Origin of the sequence: Photobacterium carnosum (assembly GCF_021236965.1) — a bacterium.
Lineage (GTDB): Bacteria > Pseudomonadota > Gammaproteobacteria > Enterobacterales > Vibrionaceae > Photobacterium > Photobacterium carnosum.
Genome location: NZ_WMDN01000001.1, coordinates 286,247 through 300,538, shown reverse-complemented (window position 1 = coordinate 300,538; position 14,292 = coordinate 286,247). Strand labels below are relative to the sequence as shown.

The 14,292-nt window shown below is 37.7% G+C and carries 13 protein-coding genes and 1 tRNA gene; 10 read left to right on the top strand and 4 right to left on the bottom strand.

Annotation, left to right across the window (positions count from 1 at the left end):
- The first annotated feature begins 241 nt into the window (after positions 1-241).
- The 4 genes from lptA to GLP24_RS01465 all read left to right on the top strand — a co-directional run bounded on the left by lptA (position 242) and on the right by GLP24_RS01465 (position 3,421).
- Positions 242-730: a lipopolysaccharide transport periplasmic protein LptA gene (lptA, locus tag GLP24_RS01480; protein WP_101768809.1), complete on the top strand. Its 489-nt coding sequence runs from the start codon at positions 242-244 to the stop codon at positions 728-730.
- 11 nt (positions 731-741) lie between these two features.
- A complete protein-coding gene (locus GLP24_RS01475; RefSeq protein WP_101768808.1) occupies positions 742-1,209 on the top strand; it encodes a GNAT family N-acetyltransferase in 468 nt (155 codons plus the stop codon).
- Between the two features lie 320 nt (positions 1,210-1,529).
- The gene (locus GLP24_RS01470; RefSeq protein WP_101768807.1) at positions 1,530-2,285 is read left to right on the top strand and encodes an ATP-binding protein; all 756 of its coding nucleotides are present in this window, start codon (positions 1,530-1,532) and stop codon (positions 2,283-2,285) included.
- A gap of 128 nt (positions 2,286-2,413) precedes the next feature.
- On the top strand, positions 2,414-3,421 hold the full coding sequence (locus GLP24_RS01465; RefSeq protein WP_101768806.1) for a transposase: 1,008 nt from the start codon (positions 2,414-2,416) through the stop codon (positions 3,419-3,421).
- A gap of 331 nt (positions 3,422-3,752) precedes the next feature.
- Here the strand turns inward: GLP24_RS01465 and GLP24_RS01460 are convergent, their stop codons facing one another.
- The gene (locus GLP24_RS01460) at positions 3,753-4,904 is read right to left on the bottom strand and encodes an iron-containing alcohol dehydrogenase (RefSeq protein WP_101768805.1); all 1,152 of its coding nucleotides are present in this window, start codon (positions 4,902-4,904) and stop codon (positions 3,753-3,755) included.
- A gap of 210 nt (positions 4,905-5,114) precedes the next feature.
- Between GLP24_RS01460 and GLP24_RS01455 the strand changes: the two genes are divergently transcribed.
- The 5 genes from GLP24_RS01455 to GLP24_RS01435 all read left to right on the top strand — a co-directional run bounded on the left by GLP24_RS01455 (position 5,115) and on the right by GLP24_RS01435 (position 11,017).
- Positions 5,115-6,062, top strand: a complete 948-nt coding sequence (locus tag GLP24_RS01455) for an AraC family transcriptional regulator (RefSeq protein ID WP_152653290.1) — start codon at positions 5,115-5,117, stop codon at positions 6,060-6,062.
- 107 nt (positions 6,063-6,169) lie between these two features.
- Positions 6,170-6,787 carry an NAD(P)H-dependent oxidoreductase gene (locus GLP24_RS01450; RefSeq protein WP_101768803.1) on the top strand — a complete coding sequence of 206 codons (618 nt, stop codon included), beginning with the start codon at positions 6,170-6,172 and terminating at the stop codon, positions 6,785-6,787.
- A gap of 2 nt (positions 6,788-6,789) precedes the next feature.
- Entirely contained in the window at positions 6,790-8,727 is a 1,938-nt protein-coding gene (locus GLP24_RS01445; RefSeq protein ID WP_101768802.1) for a monovalent cation:proton antiporter-2 (CPA2) family protein, read from the top strand.
- A gap of 215 nt (positions 8,728-8,942) precedes the next feature.
- Entirely contained in the window at positions 8,943-9,974 is a 1,032-nt protein-coding gene (locus tag GLP24_RS01440; RefSeq protein WP_232574689.1) for an ABC transporter substrate-binding protein, read from the top strand.
- Entirely contained in the window at positions 9,974-11,017 is a 1,044-nt protein-coding gene (locus GLP24_RS01435; RefSeq protein ID WP_101768800.1) for a histone deacetylase family protein, read from the top strand. Before GLP24_RS01440 ends, GLP24_RS01435 begins: the two co-directional genes overlap by 1 nt.
- A gap of 201 nt (positions 11,018-11,218) precedes the next feature.
- Here the strand turns inward: GLP24_RS01435 and GLP24_RS01430 are convergent, their stop codons facing one another.
- Together GLP24_RS01430 and GLP24_RS01425 are read right to left on the bottom strand one after the other, a co-directional pair.
- On the bottom strand, positions 11,219-12,103 hold the full coding sequence (locus tag GLP24_RS01430) for a DMT family transporter (protein ID WP_101768799.1): 885 nt from the start codon (positions 12,101-12,103) through the stop codon (positions 11,219-11,221).
- Between the two features lie 155 nt (positions 12,104-12,258).
- A complete protein-coding gene (locus tag GLP24_RS01425) occupies positions 12,259-12,966 on the bottom strand; it encodes an SDR family oxidoreductase (RefSeq protein WP_232615422.1) in 708 nt (235 codons plus the stop codon).
- Between the two features lie 204 nt (positions 12,967-13,170).
- Between GLP24_RS01425 and GLP24_RS01420 the strand changes: the two genes are divergently transcribed.
- Positions 13,171-13,261 (top strand) — tRNA-Ser (locus tag GLP24_RS01420).
- A 491-nt stretch (positions 13,262-13,752) separates the two neighbouring features.
- On the opposite strand, the gene GLP24_RS01415 is transcribed toward GLP24_RS01420, so the two are convergent.
- Positions 13,753-14,286, bottom strand: coding sequence for a hypothetical protein (locus tag GLP24_RS01415; RefSeq protein ID WP_232615421.1), 534 nt, complete (start codon positions 14,284-14,286; stop codon positions 13,753-13,755).
- Between the last annotated feature and the right edge of the window lie 6 nt (positions 14,287-14,292).

Genomic DNA, 14,292 nt, shown 5'->3' with positions numbered 1-14,292 from the left:
TTTGTTGTACATGCAACAATAAATTGATATGTTTTTATAAGGTATTGATTATATGGAATATCTGATTGGTGATAAGGTATGAAATGAAACAAAAAAATAGCTTTAAGATAAAACTGTAAAAATCAGTTAGAATATAAAGAGAGCGATATATTTTAACTGTGTAAAGGAGAGGGGCAATAGCGTCTTACTTTTCTTGGTATTATCGCGGAAAATTAGCATCACATGATGAGAATAATAAATAATGAAAACAAAGCTATTTACTGCGACGTTACTCTTACTTTTGAGTACATCTGTCTTTGCTGCAACGGCAGAAACAGCACTGCCAATTCAATTATCATCCGTTACCCAAGATGTAGATGTTGTAAATAATACAACGACGTTAATTGGTAAAGTGGATATTGTTCAAGGTGGTATCACCATTAAAGCAGATAAAGCGGTGATTAAATTAAATAGTAAAACTAAAGAATTAAAAACGATTGAAGTGTATGGCAAGCCTGCTCACTTCAAACGTGTAATGAAAGACGGCAAAGTCATTAATGGTGAGTCGAGTTACGGCATCTATACCCCTTCTGATAGCATGATGGTATTAAAGACAAACGCTAAAATAACCCAAGATGGTAATATTATTCGCGCCAATACCATCAGTTATAACCTTAAAGCGCAGTTTATGAAGGCGACAGGCACTAAGTCTCAGCAAGTTAAAACCAAATTATTACCAGAAACGAAGTAAAAGGAATTTTCGTGGAATTAGTAAAAGTTAATGCGAGCAATCTAGCGATCTATTTAAATTTAACTCAAGCCTATGAAGCTGAATTTTCACCATTAACAAAAAAAATGCCTGATGATGAGGGTAAGTTTGCGTTAGATACTCCGATTGAGGGCAATGTCACAGGGTATTTATTGTATATCGAAGGTAAACCGGCAGGATTAGCTGCCATTGCTAACGAGAGTGTTGATCATTACGAAGTGTGTGATTTCTATGTTGTACCCGTATTTCGTAAGAACAAAGCTGGTCAACGTTTTGCCCATACGCTATTTGATATGATGCCGGGTCTATGGCAAAGCAAGCAGATTGAGGGCGCTGATCACGCGATTACATTTTGGCGACGTGCGATTGGCAGTTACACCAATGAAGTATTTGTTGAAGATATTTACCATGATGAATACTGGGGCGATGTTACCCGCCAATGTTTTAAAACCACGGCTTAATTTGCCGTAGTTGTAAATAACTTCATAAATAAAACCCCTATTGTTTATTAAATGATAGGGGTTTTATTTTAGCTGTAGTATTTAAATCGACGATTGTTATTTTCTATCGTGAATTCCTTGAGGGTGATAGGGAATATATTTACTGCGCGTTGTGATTTTAAATAGTAGAAAAACTAGAAACTAAACGGTAAGTGTCGATTTTGTGATTACTATCGGGATTTAAAAGTGAAAATGTAGCTGATTTATATTGTTTTTTATATTATGAAAAGATAAATACGGGTAAGTGGTTTTACCAAACTTCGGAATAATAGGAAGTAATTTTGATCATTAATAAGAACTGGGATCTAGACGTTGCGTTTGAAGTCATCAATGATAGATATTATCCCGGCGGTTTGCAAAGTGGTCCTCAACGAAATCGACAAATTGAAACTTGGGGGCAATTAGTTGGTAAAACTAAAGCACTTGAGCAACTAGATTTGTTGATTGAGAGCTGTGGCTCTATAAATAAAATGTCTCAGTCTATCCGTATGAACTCAGGGAGCATAAAAAAACTTAGAGCGTTTTTTGAATCTCTTCCTGATGAGTTGGAAATGGTTGAAGATAGTGTCCAGCACAGATTCATTGAGGGCGAGGTTTGTTCTCTGGAAGAGGATTTGACCCATGAATTCAAGGAAGTTAAAGGAAATAACCCTGCAAAGTCTATCCAGAACTTAGTTGATGAATATGTGGTTGCATTTCTTAACGGTTCTGGAGGCAGCATTTTTTGGGGTATCTGCGACGATGGTAGAGTAAAGAGTTTACCGCTATCTATAGCGCAAAAGGACGAAATAAATAAAGTTGTTAATGCTAAAATCGGTACGATTGAGCCAGCAATAGATCCAACTAAGATTAATGTTAAATTTCACTCTGTAATAAATGCTGAGAAAGGATACGTTTTAGAGGTGAATGTTCCTAAATCCAATACCATTGGTTTGTTTTTTAATTCTTCCGGAGACACTTGGGTTCGTGTTAATGGGTGTAAACAAAAATTAAAAGGCTTAGCTCTTCAAGACTATATTCTAGATCGTATGCAATAAAACAACTAACAGATAAGGATATGTGTCGCGTAGTCGACACCTATCCATGGGAGCAAAGGACAGCCATAACTTTGCACATCAACTATGAGTAACTACACTTAAGTTTCAAGTTGCTTATGGTGAATCGAATGACAATCTCAAGACGGAAATTGATCGAGCCTCAAATAACGCCTTTTTATCATGTAATTAATCGCTGTGTACGTCGTGCGTACTTATGTGGTGATGATCCGTATAACGGTAAAAGCTATCACCATCGTAGAGGTTGGATAGTAAATAAAATCAAACAATTAGCAGCTGTATTTTGTATTGATGTTTGCGCTTATGCAGTGATGAGTAACCATTATCATTTAGTGCTAAAAATAGACACTGAACAGCAACAAAAGCTAACCCCAGAAGCGGTAATATCACGCTGGTTACAGTTATTTAATGGTCATCCTATTGCAATCGATTTTTTAAAAGAGGGGCAAATCGGCTCTGATAAACAACAAGCATTATCAGACTTAGTGGCTGAATGGCAGCAACGATTAGGCAGTATTAGCTGGTTTATGCGCTGTCTTAATGAAGAAATCGCACGAAAAGCCAATAAAGAAGATCAATGTAAAGGCGCGTTTTGGGAAGGGCGTTTTAAGTCTCAGGCACTACTGGATGAACAGGCGTTATTATCATGCATGATGTACGTTGATTTAAATCCTATTAGGGCTGGCATTACACCTTCACTAGAGCAATCAGATTTTACCTCTATTCAGCAACGTATTCGTGAATACCATCAGAAGAAAACATCCACTAAACCATCTTCATCAAATAAAAGTCACTTCCAATTACTATCCTTTGTTGGCGCAGAACATCAAGCTAAAACAGCAGGGATAAACTTTGCTTTTGTCGATTATCTTGAACTGATTGACTGGACTGGTCGGTGTATTCGAAATGATAAAAAAGGTTTTATTGCACCTAATCAGCCAAAGATTTTACAGAAAATGGGAATAACACCGGATGCTTGGCTTGAGCACAGTGAACAATTTATGGAACATTACGCCAATGTAAGCGGTAAATGGTCCCGAATGTGTGCATTTAAACAACATGTAGGTGGGCATTGGTGCAAAGGGAAATCAGCGAGTCATCAGTTACATCCTAGTTAAATATTTTTTATAATCGAAAGAAAATACTGCAATAACCGTCAGGATTGTGGGTTTTGTCGATCCTGAAATATGGTAATAGAACAGGTTTAGTGATGAATTATAAATAATGAGCTGTAAATTTTAGATTTGAGAGATTATTGCTGGTGGAATGGTTTACTTTTTGAGGACTCTATTTAAGTGTTAAAACATTTGGCTGTCCAAAATGCTCTCTTTCTTGTGGCTGTCCAAGATGGTCTAAGATGTTTATTATAAACTCTGAAAACCACGCACAAAAAAGGCTAGATATAAAATACCTAGCCTTTAAATTTATGGTTATATCATTCAGTGATGATTATAACGCAGTCTCTAAAATTTTGCGGCTGTCTGCAATAGTCAGTTTGCCGTGTTCACCGAGTGCTGTTCTCCCGTGTTTCTCAAGGCTAGCAACTAATACATCAATATCAGCAGTGCCTAGTTCAACATCAGTCAGTGAAGTTGGAACGTCCATTTCTTTAAAGAAAGCAATAGTGCGTGCGATTGCAGCATCAATACGCTCGTCAGTTGTGCCGGTAGTAATACCAAATATGCGCTCTGCATATTGAACTAATTTTGCTTGTTTCTCTTTACGACAAACTTGCATTACCGCAGGTAGCACGATACTTAATGTACGCGCATGATCGATACTGTAGTTACCAGTAAGTTCATGGCCAATCATATGTGTAGCCCAATCTTGTGGAACACCCATACCAATTAAGCCATTCAATGCTTGAGTTGCAGACCACATGATATTGGCACGAACCGCGATATCATCTGGAGTTGCTAGTGCTTTTGGACCTTCTTCGATAAGCGTTAACAATAGGCCTTCAGCAAAACGATCTTGAACTTTAGCATTCACAGGGAAAGTTAAGTATTGCTCCATGGTGTGAACAAAAGCATCCACAACACCGTTAGACACTTGACGAGGAGATAGGCTTAATGTGGTTTGTGGATCTAAGATAGCAAACGTAGGCTTCACTAATGCAGAGCCAAAGAATAGCTTATCGTTACCACGAGAAACCACGGCACCACCGTTAGTTTCAGAGCCTGTTGCTGGTAGTGTTAATACACAACCGATAGGTAGCGCGGCTGTTACTGGTGCTTGGTCATGCAAAATTTCCCATGGATCAGCGCCTTCATAACATGCAGCAGCTGCAATGAATTTGGTGCCATCAACCACTGAACCACCACCCACAGCTAATAGGAAGTCATAGCCTTCTGCTTTCACTTTAGCAACAGCTTGCATTAGAGTGCCATATTGTGGGTTTGGCTCGATGCCTGAAAACTCGCTCCAATTAAAACCAGTTAGTGCTGCAGAAACTTGCTCATAAACACCGTTACTTTTAATTGAGCCGCCACCGTAGATGACTAAGATCTTTTTATCTTTCGGAATATCATTGGCAATTTCAGCAATTTGACCTTCACCAAAATGAATTTTTGTAGGGCTTTGATACGTAAATTTGTCCATTTTATTTTCCTTAGAACAGCAAACTGAGCTGATTATTATAATGATTTTAGTTATCAGATACTGAGTACCTTAGATGTCTCCAGTCTAGGGGATAATACGGTTTTACTTAATACATAATTCTCTTTAATGCTTGCCTATTCCTCTTTTGTTACTGCTATTAATAGTGAATATCTGCTAAGGTGATGAAAATAAATTTGTGAGTAGATAGTCATGAAAAGTGAAAGTATTACAAAGATAGCTGAACCTCAACCCGCCGCTATACCCTCATCTATAATAACCTTAGCTTATTCGTTATGTGAGTATTATGGGTTAGCGCACCAATCTGCTCGTGTGGATACTAATCTTGCTGGGGTACGGTTATTTAGGATTGATAGTTATCATAAGCATAGTCCGCAAATGTATGAGCAAGGTATTGTTATTATTATTCAAGGCCACAAAACAGGGCATTTAAATCAGCATCAATTTAATTACGATCCACAGCGATGTTTATTAGTTACCACACCTTATCCTATTGTTTGTGAAACCTTTGCCTCACAACAACAGCCATTGATTGGAATTAATATTGATTTTGATTTAACCGTTATTCGCCAGTTAGTCACCATGATTGAATCTGACCAACAACATCAATTTAATTATGAGGGCAGTTGTGGTGTGGCGACCGCAAAGATGACTGAACGCATGTATCGCAGTGTCGAGCAATTATTTGAAGTGTTGCACGATCCTCTTGATGCGATGGTTGTGGGCCCATCACTGATTCGACAGTTATTTTATTATTTACTGCAAGGCGATCAAGGATATTTATTAGCGCAATATTGTGAACAAGATAGTGCGTTAGCCAAAATTTCATCGGTAATTGATTATGTACAATTGCATTATGATACTAAATTACAAGTGCATGAGTTAGCGGCAATGGCGGGTATGAGTGTGTCTGTTTTTCATAAAGTGTTTAAACAAGTCGTGACTGATCCACCGCTGCAATATATTAAGAAAATACGATTAAATAATGCCAAGACGTTAATCTTACAACAAGGTATGGCTGCTAATATTGCAGCGGGGCTGGTGGGGTATGAGAGTCCCGCGCAGTTTAGCCGTGAATTTAAGCGTTATTTTGGTTTGCCGCCAAGTAAAATTCATGAAAATGCAGGATTTATTCGGTAATATACCTAAATAGCATTGTTGATATGCAATCATAATAATTATTTATAATATATTGTTTTATTAGCGTAGTATCTATCAAAGACAAGACAACAATAATAAGGAAAACAATGTCTGCTTTTCAAAAAAAAGTGTTGATTTTATTTGCTCATCCGTCGCAAAACCGTTCTGAAATCAATGTACCGTTATTTAATGCATCTAAAGGTTTTGATCACGTTACCACCGTGGATTTATATGCTGAGTACCCCAATTTTCGTATTGATATCGACAAAGAACAGCAACGGTTACGCGATCATGATGTGATTGTATTTATGTTCCCATTATATTGGTATTCCACCCCGTCGTTATTAAAAGAATGGCAAGATTTAGTACTGGAATATGGCTTTGCTTATGGTAGCGAAGGTAAGGCGTTAGTCGGAAAAAAATTCCTCTGTGCGCTTACCGCAGGTGGCTCTGAATCAAGTTATCGTAAAGAAGGTTTTAACCACTTTACGATTCGCCAGTTATTACAGCCGTTAGAGCAAATGGCAGAATTAACGGGAATGGAGTTTTTAGCGCCGTTTGCTTTATTTGGTGCTGGCACTGCCACGGAAGAACAACGCATTTCCAAACACTTAACTAATTGGCGTCGAGTGTTAATGGCTATTAAAGAAGATAAACTCGATTATGATGTCGCGAGTAAATTATCAAAATTAAATCATAGTATTGATCTTGTGATCGCGGAGTAGCCATGACCGGAATATTTTTACAGGCATTTATTTATTTAGTTGCTGCGGTGATTGCGGTGCCGATTGCTAAACGCTTTGGGCTCGGCTCTGTATTGGGCTATTTAATTGCTGGTGTTGTTATTGGTCCTGTTATTGGTCTAGTTGGCAGCGAAACCACTACGATTCAGCATTTTGCTGAGTTCGGAGTGGTAATGATGTTATTTATTGTTGGCTTAGAACTTGAACCAAAAATGTTGTGGGGCATGCGCCATCGTTTATTAGGGTTAGGTGGCTTACAAGTTGTGGTGACTGCAGCGGTGGTAATGGGGATTGCCAGTGCGTTAGGTATCAGTTGGACTTATGCTTTAGCAATTGGTTTGATTTTTTCATTGTCATCAACCGCGATTGTGCTGCAAACCTTTAATGAAAAAGGGTTAAGTAAAACTGAAGGCGGAAAAAGTGCATTTTCAGTATTACTGTTTCAAGATATTGCCGTTATTCCAATGCTGGCATTGATTCCGTTACTTGCCTTACCTGAATTGGTGGAAAAAGCGCAATCAACTGTAACGGCTGCGGCTGAACATCATGAAGATCTTAGTTTAGTGGCAGGTTTGCCTGGTTGGGGTTACGCAATTGTGGTGATCCTTGCTATTGCAGGTGTTGTGGTGGGTGGACATTATCTTAGCCGACCATTATTCCGTTTTGTGGCGGCATCAGGTTTACGTGAAATTTTCACTGCCACCGCATTAATGTTGGTGATTGGTATTGCCGCGTTAATGAGTTTAATTGGTTTATCGCCAGCGTTGGGAACGTTCCTTGCGGGGGTGGTATTGGCAAACAGTGAATTCCGCCACGAGTTAGAATCAAATATTGAACCGTTTAAAGGTTTATTGTTAGGGCTGTTCTTTATTACTGTTGGTGCCGGCATTAACTTTGGTATTTTGTTTGATCAGTTTGGCACCATTATTGGATTAACTCTTGGTGTAATGCTAATTAAGGCATTGGTATTATTGATTTTATCCTTTATTTTTAAAATTAAAGGTAGTGACCGATGGTTATTTGCGCTTAGCTTGGCACAAGCGGGTGAATTTGGGTTTGTATTATTGAACTACACCGTTCAAAATAATGTATTGCCTGCTGAATTAGGTCAAACGTTATCATTGGTTGTGGCATTGTCGATGTTCTTAACCCCAGGGTTATTTATATTATTTGATAAAGTGATTTTACCTCGATTTAGTGCGTCAAAAAATGAACGTGAAGCAGATGAAATAGATGAACAAGGTAAAGTGATCATTGCTGGTATCGGTCGTTTTGGTCAGATTGTGAATCGCTTATTAACCTCAAATGGCATGCAAACTGTGGTACTCGATCACTCTGTGACTCAAATTGATAATATGCGTCAAATTGATATAAAAAGCTTCTTTGGTGATGCGACTCGCCATGATTTGTTGCATACCGCAGGTATTGAAGATGCCAAAGTATTTGTAGTGGCAATTGACGATCAAGAACGTGCTACCGAGTTAGTGCATTATATTAAACAAACTTATCCGCATGTTCGTGTGTTAGCGCGCGCTTATGATAGGGGGCATCATTATTCATTACGCTGCGCAGGTGCTGATTATGTGATCAGTGAAACCTACCGTTCAGCGTTAGCGATGGGTGCACAAGCTTTGAAAGAACTAGGCGTACATCCATTTAGAGCCGAACAGCAAAAAGAAATGTTTGTTGAAACGGAAGCGAAGAGTAAAGAATTGTTGTATCAAACATGGAGTGATAGCACCGAAGAAGATCATTTTAATGCGTCTTATGTTGAATTGTTTATGCAGTTAGAACAAACATTAGGTGAGGCCATGAAACAAGAGCGTACCGATAAACACACTAAATCGGAACGTGGTTGGACGCCGCCACCGAAAAACTTTATCGAAGAAGCAGAACAAATGCAGGCAGATAAGAATAACTAACCGTTGAGTGAGTTATTCTTGATTTAAAAGAGTAACTGCAATTGAGTTAATAAGACGCTAACTGTTTAATCAGTAGCGTCTTTTTTTTATATTATTGAAATTATATCTGTGTAGCATTTGCATACAATTTCTAAATAACGGCTTAAATATATTTATGTTATTGTCAATTGTAAAAGCTTATATCGAGCTTTATTTGCATATTGGTAATAGGTGAAATGTTTAAAAAGAATCTACTTGCATCGCTTCTACTTAGCTCTTTCGTCGCTCAACCTGCTCTCGCTGATACAACATTGAATATTTACAATTGGTCTGAATATTTACCAACAGAACTATTGACGCAATTTACGAAAGAAACCGATATTAAGGTTAACTATTCAACGTTTGAAAGTAATGAAACGATGTATACCAAGATCAAAATGATCAATGGTAAAGGGTATGATTTGGTTTTTCCATCTACTTATTATGTGTCTAAAATGGCCGATGAAGGCTTATTAGCGAAACTTGACCATAGTAAGATCACCGCATTTTCTAAACTAGACAGCACGATTTTAAATCAACCATTTGATCCTAATAATCAGTATTCTATTCCTTATCTTTGGGGCAGTACCGCTTTAGGTTATGACAGTGATCATATTGATAGTAAACAAATCACTCACTGGAAAGATCTGTGGAAACCTGAGTTTAAAGGTAATGTGTTATTAACTGACGATCCACGCGATGTGTTTGGCATGGCATTGATTATGAACGGTCATAGTGTTAATAGCCGTGATGAAGCTGAAATTAAACAAGCTTACGAAACGTTGAAAACCTTAATTCCAAATGTCGCAGTGTTTAATTCAGATGCGCCACACATTCCTTATATTGCTGGTGAAGTATCAGTAGGAATGCAATGGAACGGCACTGCGGTACGTGCTGAAAATGAAAATCCAGCACTTAAATTTGCTTATCCTCAAGAAGGTACTATTTTCTGGATGGATAACATGGTGATCCCTGCGGCGAGTGAGCATAAAGATGCCGCTTACCAATTCATTAATTTCTTATTAAAGCCTGAGAACCAAGCTAAAATTATCACAGAAATTGGCTATGCTGCGCCTAATTTAGAAGCATTAAATAATCTTCCTGACAATATTCGTCAGAGTGAGATTATCTTCCCACCGAAAGCGATTAAGCAAAAAGGTCAATTTTTAGCGGATGTTGGTGACGCAACGGCACTCTACCAGCGTTACTGGATGGAGTTAAAGAAATAATGAAAGTTATCTACACTGAAAAACAACGTTTACACCATGTTCGTTTTGAATTTTTAAATGGTGAAGCAACCCCATGTTTTGAAAAACCAGAACGTGCAGATATGGTGCTGAATGCGTTAAATAACCATGGTGGTTTTACGATTGTAGAGCCTAATAGCTATGGTGATGCACCGATGCGTTGGGTTCATACCGATGATTATGTTGATTTTCTTGCAAGTTGCTGGGATCAGTGGGTAGAAACCTTTGGTGATGTGCATGATGCCTCGCCATATTGTTTTGCGCCAGCACGTCATTTGCGTAACCGTATTCCTAAAGATATTGAAGGCCGCTTAGGGTATTACAGCTTTGATATGACCGCGGCTATTACTGCTGGTTCTTGGAAAGCGATTGTTGCGGCGACAGAATGTGCTTTAACAGGGGTTGATTTAATTAAACAAGGCGAGCATGCCGCGTTTGCATTATGTCGCCCACCGGGTCACCATGCTGCCCCTGATTTAATGGGCGGTTATTGTTATGCTAATAATGCGGCGATTGCAGCTGAAAGCTTTGTTCGTCAAGGTGCTAAGCGAGTTGCTGTATTAGATATTGATTACCACCACGGTAATGGTACGCAAAGTATTTTCTATAATCGTAGTGACGTATTGTTTACGTCTATTCATGGTGATCCTGATTATGATTATCCGCATTATTTAGGCTTTGCTGATGAAGACGGTGAAGGTGAAGGATTAGGCTTTAATCTTAACTTACCATTACCACTGCACACGACTGATTGGTCAGTGTATGAGCCAGTATTGGCGCAAGCATTGGCTCGTATTGCAGAATATAAGCCTGAAGCATTAGTGATTTCATTAGGCATGGACACCTTTGCCGATGATCCTATCAGTTACTTTAAATTGATGCGTAACGATTATCAAAATATTGGCTGGATGATTGGCTTATTAAATATTCCAACACTATTTGTTTTTGAAGGTGGTTATGCGGTAGATGATTTAGGTCATAACACCGTCGCCGTCCTTGATGGATTTAATAAAGCACTGGTTTAAGATTGTTGTAATAAGAAAATCATGCGGTATGAAAAAGCGATAGCCTAATGGTTATCGCTTTTTTATTTATAGGACAATCACTTTTTTTATTACAGATATCCTACGCAAGTAACGTTAAAGCCACCTATAAGCTGTGGCTAAAAATAGTATATTCAGAGTCTTAATCTTTGTATGTAGGACGTTCGGTCATGAAAGATTTTATTATTCGTTAACAGCAATTGCTTGAATAGAATCTTTTTTATGCCGCTTTCTTTCGACTTTGGCTAGCCATAATAATGGTGCAATGATCATTATCGTGCCCACTAAAGTTGTTATATCTGGCACTTCGTTAAACAATAAATAACCTACTATTACTGCGCCAATTAAACCACTGTATTCAGCACTGGCGATTTTATTACTTTCCGCTGCTCGATAGGCTACCACGCATGTTGCGGCATACACCAAAATTAATGCACTAGAGCCTGAAGCGGTAATCAGTGGTGACCAATCCCATGGTTTATTTTCCCACAATGCTAATGCGAGTGATGCAGGCATACCGATTAAGTTTGTGAGTAATAATGTTTGGGCAACGCTCTGTTGGGTGGGTAGTTTACGAATAAAAAGGTTGTTTACTGCAATAGTGAATGCGACGACTAATGCTCCAAATGCCGCCCAGCTAATGTCTGTCGGACGCACAATGACTAACACACCAGCAAAGCCAATAATACCGGCAGCAATAGAATAGCGACTGAGTTTTTCGCCGTAAACAAGCATTGCTAACGGAAGCATGATCAAGGGTGCTGCATAGAAAATAGCATTAGCAGTTGCTAAGGGTAAGCTGCTCAATGAAATCACCATAAACACAGCGCCTAATAACCACACATGAGCGCGTACACAATGCCATTTTAAGCCAACTAAAAAGCTCTGTTTGGTCGCACGTAAGCAAAAAGGGAGCAAGATGATGACTGCTGATAATTGACGGAAAAATACAAATTGGAATACTGCGGCATCTTTACCCATGGTTTTTATTAGTGCATCAGAAAATACAGCAACCAAATTACCAATAATTAAAATGGTCATAGCAAAGCCAACAGAACGTTTTTTCATTGTACCTACCGAGAGAAACAAGGTGAATGGTGGTGCTGATTGAAGTTAAGAAACGCAAACAACAACATTGAGAAGCCTGTATATTATGATGAATTTCACATTATGTATAATAATATAACATGTGTTCTATTAGTATTGTTTATGCTTAAAAGATATCACCAAGGAAGAATGTTACCGTTATAACTTAAAAATTGCCCCGTTTCTTGTGGTGTAAGTATAGCCAATAAATGTAATAAGCATTGCGCAGTATAAGTGGGTGTAAATAATTTATGTGGCGCAACATTACGTTGAAAGGGTTCCGATAGTGCGCTTGCGGTTGTACCGGGATGAAAAGCAATCACACAACAGTGGGGGAGTTTGGTTTGCCATTCAATACTAATAGTTTTAATCGCCATATTAAGTGCCGCTTTTGAGCTACGATAACTGATCCAGCCGCCTAATTTATTATCTTCAATGCTGCCGACCTTCGCTGAAATAGTTATAAAATAACTGCGTGGTGATGTTTTTAGTGGAGTCATAAAATGTTTAGCAATTAATAAGCTTGGCAGGGTATTGATTTGAAAGTTAGTTTGGAAAAAAGCCACATCAAATTGTTGAATAGACTTTTCAGGCTGATGTTCCGCAGTGTGAAGCATACCGGCAGCATTGATCACGACATCAAGTTGAGGTAGTTGTTTTGCAAGTGCTGCTATCTGGTTTTCAAGGCTAATATCAAGATGATGCCAATGTAGCTGTGGATGTTGATATTGTGGCTGGTGGCGAAAAAATGTCGTATGGATGTTTGCATGGGGTTTAATGATTAATAACTGTTGGATAATCGCTAATCCAATGCCTCCCGTTCCTCCAATAATTAATATGTTCATAAAATCTTCCTTGAAATAGTAACGTTATTATTCGCCAATACTGTAACAATGGCTGTTAAATTGAATTATAGCGAGCCGTTCATAACATTAATTATGTGATTAAATAGTCAATATTTAATTATCAGGATAATAATCACCCACTTAAATTCCTTTTTGGAATAAGTGCTTTACAGAAAACTCTGACCGCTATAATATACGCCGCATGGAGAGATGGCTGAGCGGTTGAAAGCACTGGTCTTGAAAACCAGCATACGTTTATAGCGTATCTAGGGTTCAAATCCCTATCTCTCCGCCAAATTCTTAAAAAGCCAACATTTAAATGTTGGCTTTTTTTCGTCTAAGTAAAAGTAGCAATATATTTAATTGGTGTAATAAAAGCGGGTTCAAATCCTCTAATGCCTAAATCAGCTCCGCCAAATTTAAGAAAGCCGTTAAGAATTTAGCTTTTTTCGTCTAAGTAAAAGTAGTAATATATTTAATTGGTGCAATAAAAACGGGTTCAAATCCTCTAATGCCTAAATCAGCTCCGCCAAATTTAAGAAAGCCGTTAAGAATTTAGCGTTTTTTCGTCTAAGTAAAAGTAGCAATATATTTAATTGGTACAATAAAACAGGTTCAAATCCTCTACTACCTAAATCGTATTTTTTCGTCATACCAGCGAGATAGGGGAGCGATTATCAGTATGTTGTAGAATAACCTCGTTGATGATAACGAGGTTTTTATATATCTACCATCGAGACGGAAAAATGTTGAAGGTTAGTTTGTTTTTGATGGTGGTTGAGTGTATTAAACAGCTAACGCATTATGCACATTGATGTTGTATTTTATAATATGTGATATAAATAATAACCGTTCAACTTTTAAATCAGTTAAGTGATGTAAATCATATTCTGATGAATATTGTTGATTAAGATCTAATAAATTAAATTGGTCATCAATAATTATTTCTTTTTTTAATGATTTCATTATTAATGAATGACAATAATCTTGAGGTGAATCTTCAATTGATATTTTTTTTATTATTTCATCAATCGATATTACATTTCTATATTCAAAAAAATCAAATAATTGATCTTCAATGACGCTGGCTAATTTTTCAGTATCAATATGACTATTTTTTAATATTTTATTATATTCAACAGTAACTCTAACTTTTGGGCTGGAAACTGATTTTTCCTTTAGAACAATATCAAGAATACAAGCTGTATTATATTTGTGAAACCAAGATCGAATTCTTTTTTCAACATCAGATTGATAAAGAAATGGTTTTATCCATGCTTTATTTAATGATATTGAAAGTGATTTTGCAGAACTAAGCATGTAATC

Bases quoted from the DNA above. Each gene is read 5' to 3' on its own strand.
- lptA (WP_101768809.1), top strand. From the start codon at position 242: ATGAAAACAAAGCTATTTACTGCGACGTTACTCTTACTTTTGAGTACA.
- GLP24_RS01465 (WP_101768806.1), top strand. From the start codon at position 2,414: ATGACAATCTCAAGACGGAAATTGATCGAGCCTCAAATAACGCCTTTT.
- GLP24_RS01460 (WP_101768805.1), bottom strand. From the start codon at position 4,904: ATGGACAAATTTACGTATCAAAGCCCTACAAAAATTCATTTTGGTGAA.
- GLP24_RS01455 (WP_152653290.1), top strand. From the start codon at position 5,115: ATGAAAAGTGAAAGTATTACAAAGATAGCTGAACCTCAACCCGCCGCT.
- GLP24_RS01450 (WP_101768803.1), top strand. From the start codon at position 6,170: ATGTCTGCTTTTCAAAAAAAAGTGTTGATTTTATTTGCTCATCCGTCG.
- GLP24_RS01445 (WP_101768802.1), top strand. From the start codon at position 6,790: ATGACCGGAATATTTTTACAGGCATTTATTTATTTAGTTGCTGCGGTG.
- GLP24_RS01440 (WP_232574689.1), top strand. From the start codon at position 8,943: ATGTTTAAAAAGAATCTACTTGCATCGCTTCTACTTAGCTCTTTCGTC.
- GLP24_RS01435 (WP_101768800.1), top strand. From the start codon at position 9,974: ATGAAAGTTATCTACACTGAAAAACAACGTTTACACCATGTTCGTTTT.
- GLP24_RS01430 (WP_101768799.1), bottom strand. From the start codon at position 12,103: ATGAAAAAACGTTCTGTTGGCTTTGCTATGACCATTTTAATTATTGGT.
- GLP24_RS01425 (WP_232615422.1), bottom strand. From the start codon at position 12,966: ATGAACATATTAATTATTGGAGGAACGGGAGGCATTGGATTAGCGATT.
- GLP24_RS01415 (WP_232615421.1), bottom strand. From the start codon at position 14,286: ATGCTTAGTTCTGCAAAATCACTTTCAATATCATTAAATAAAGCATGG.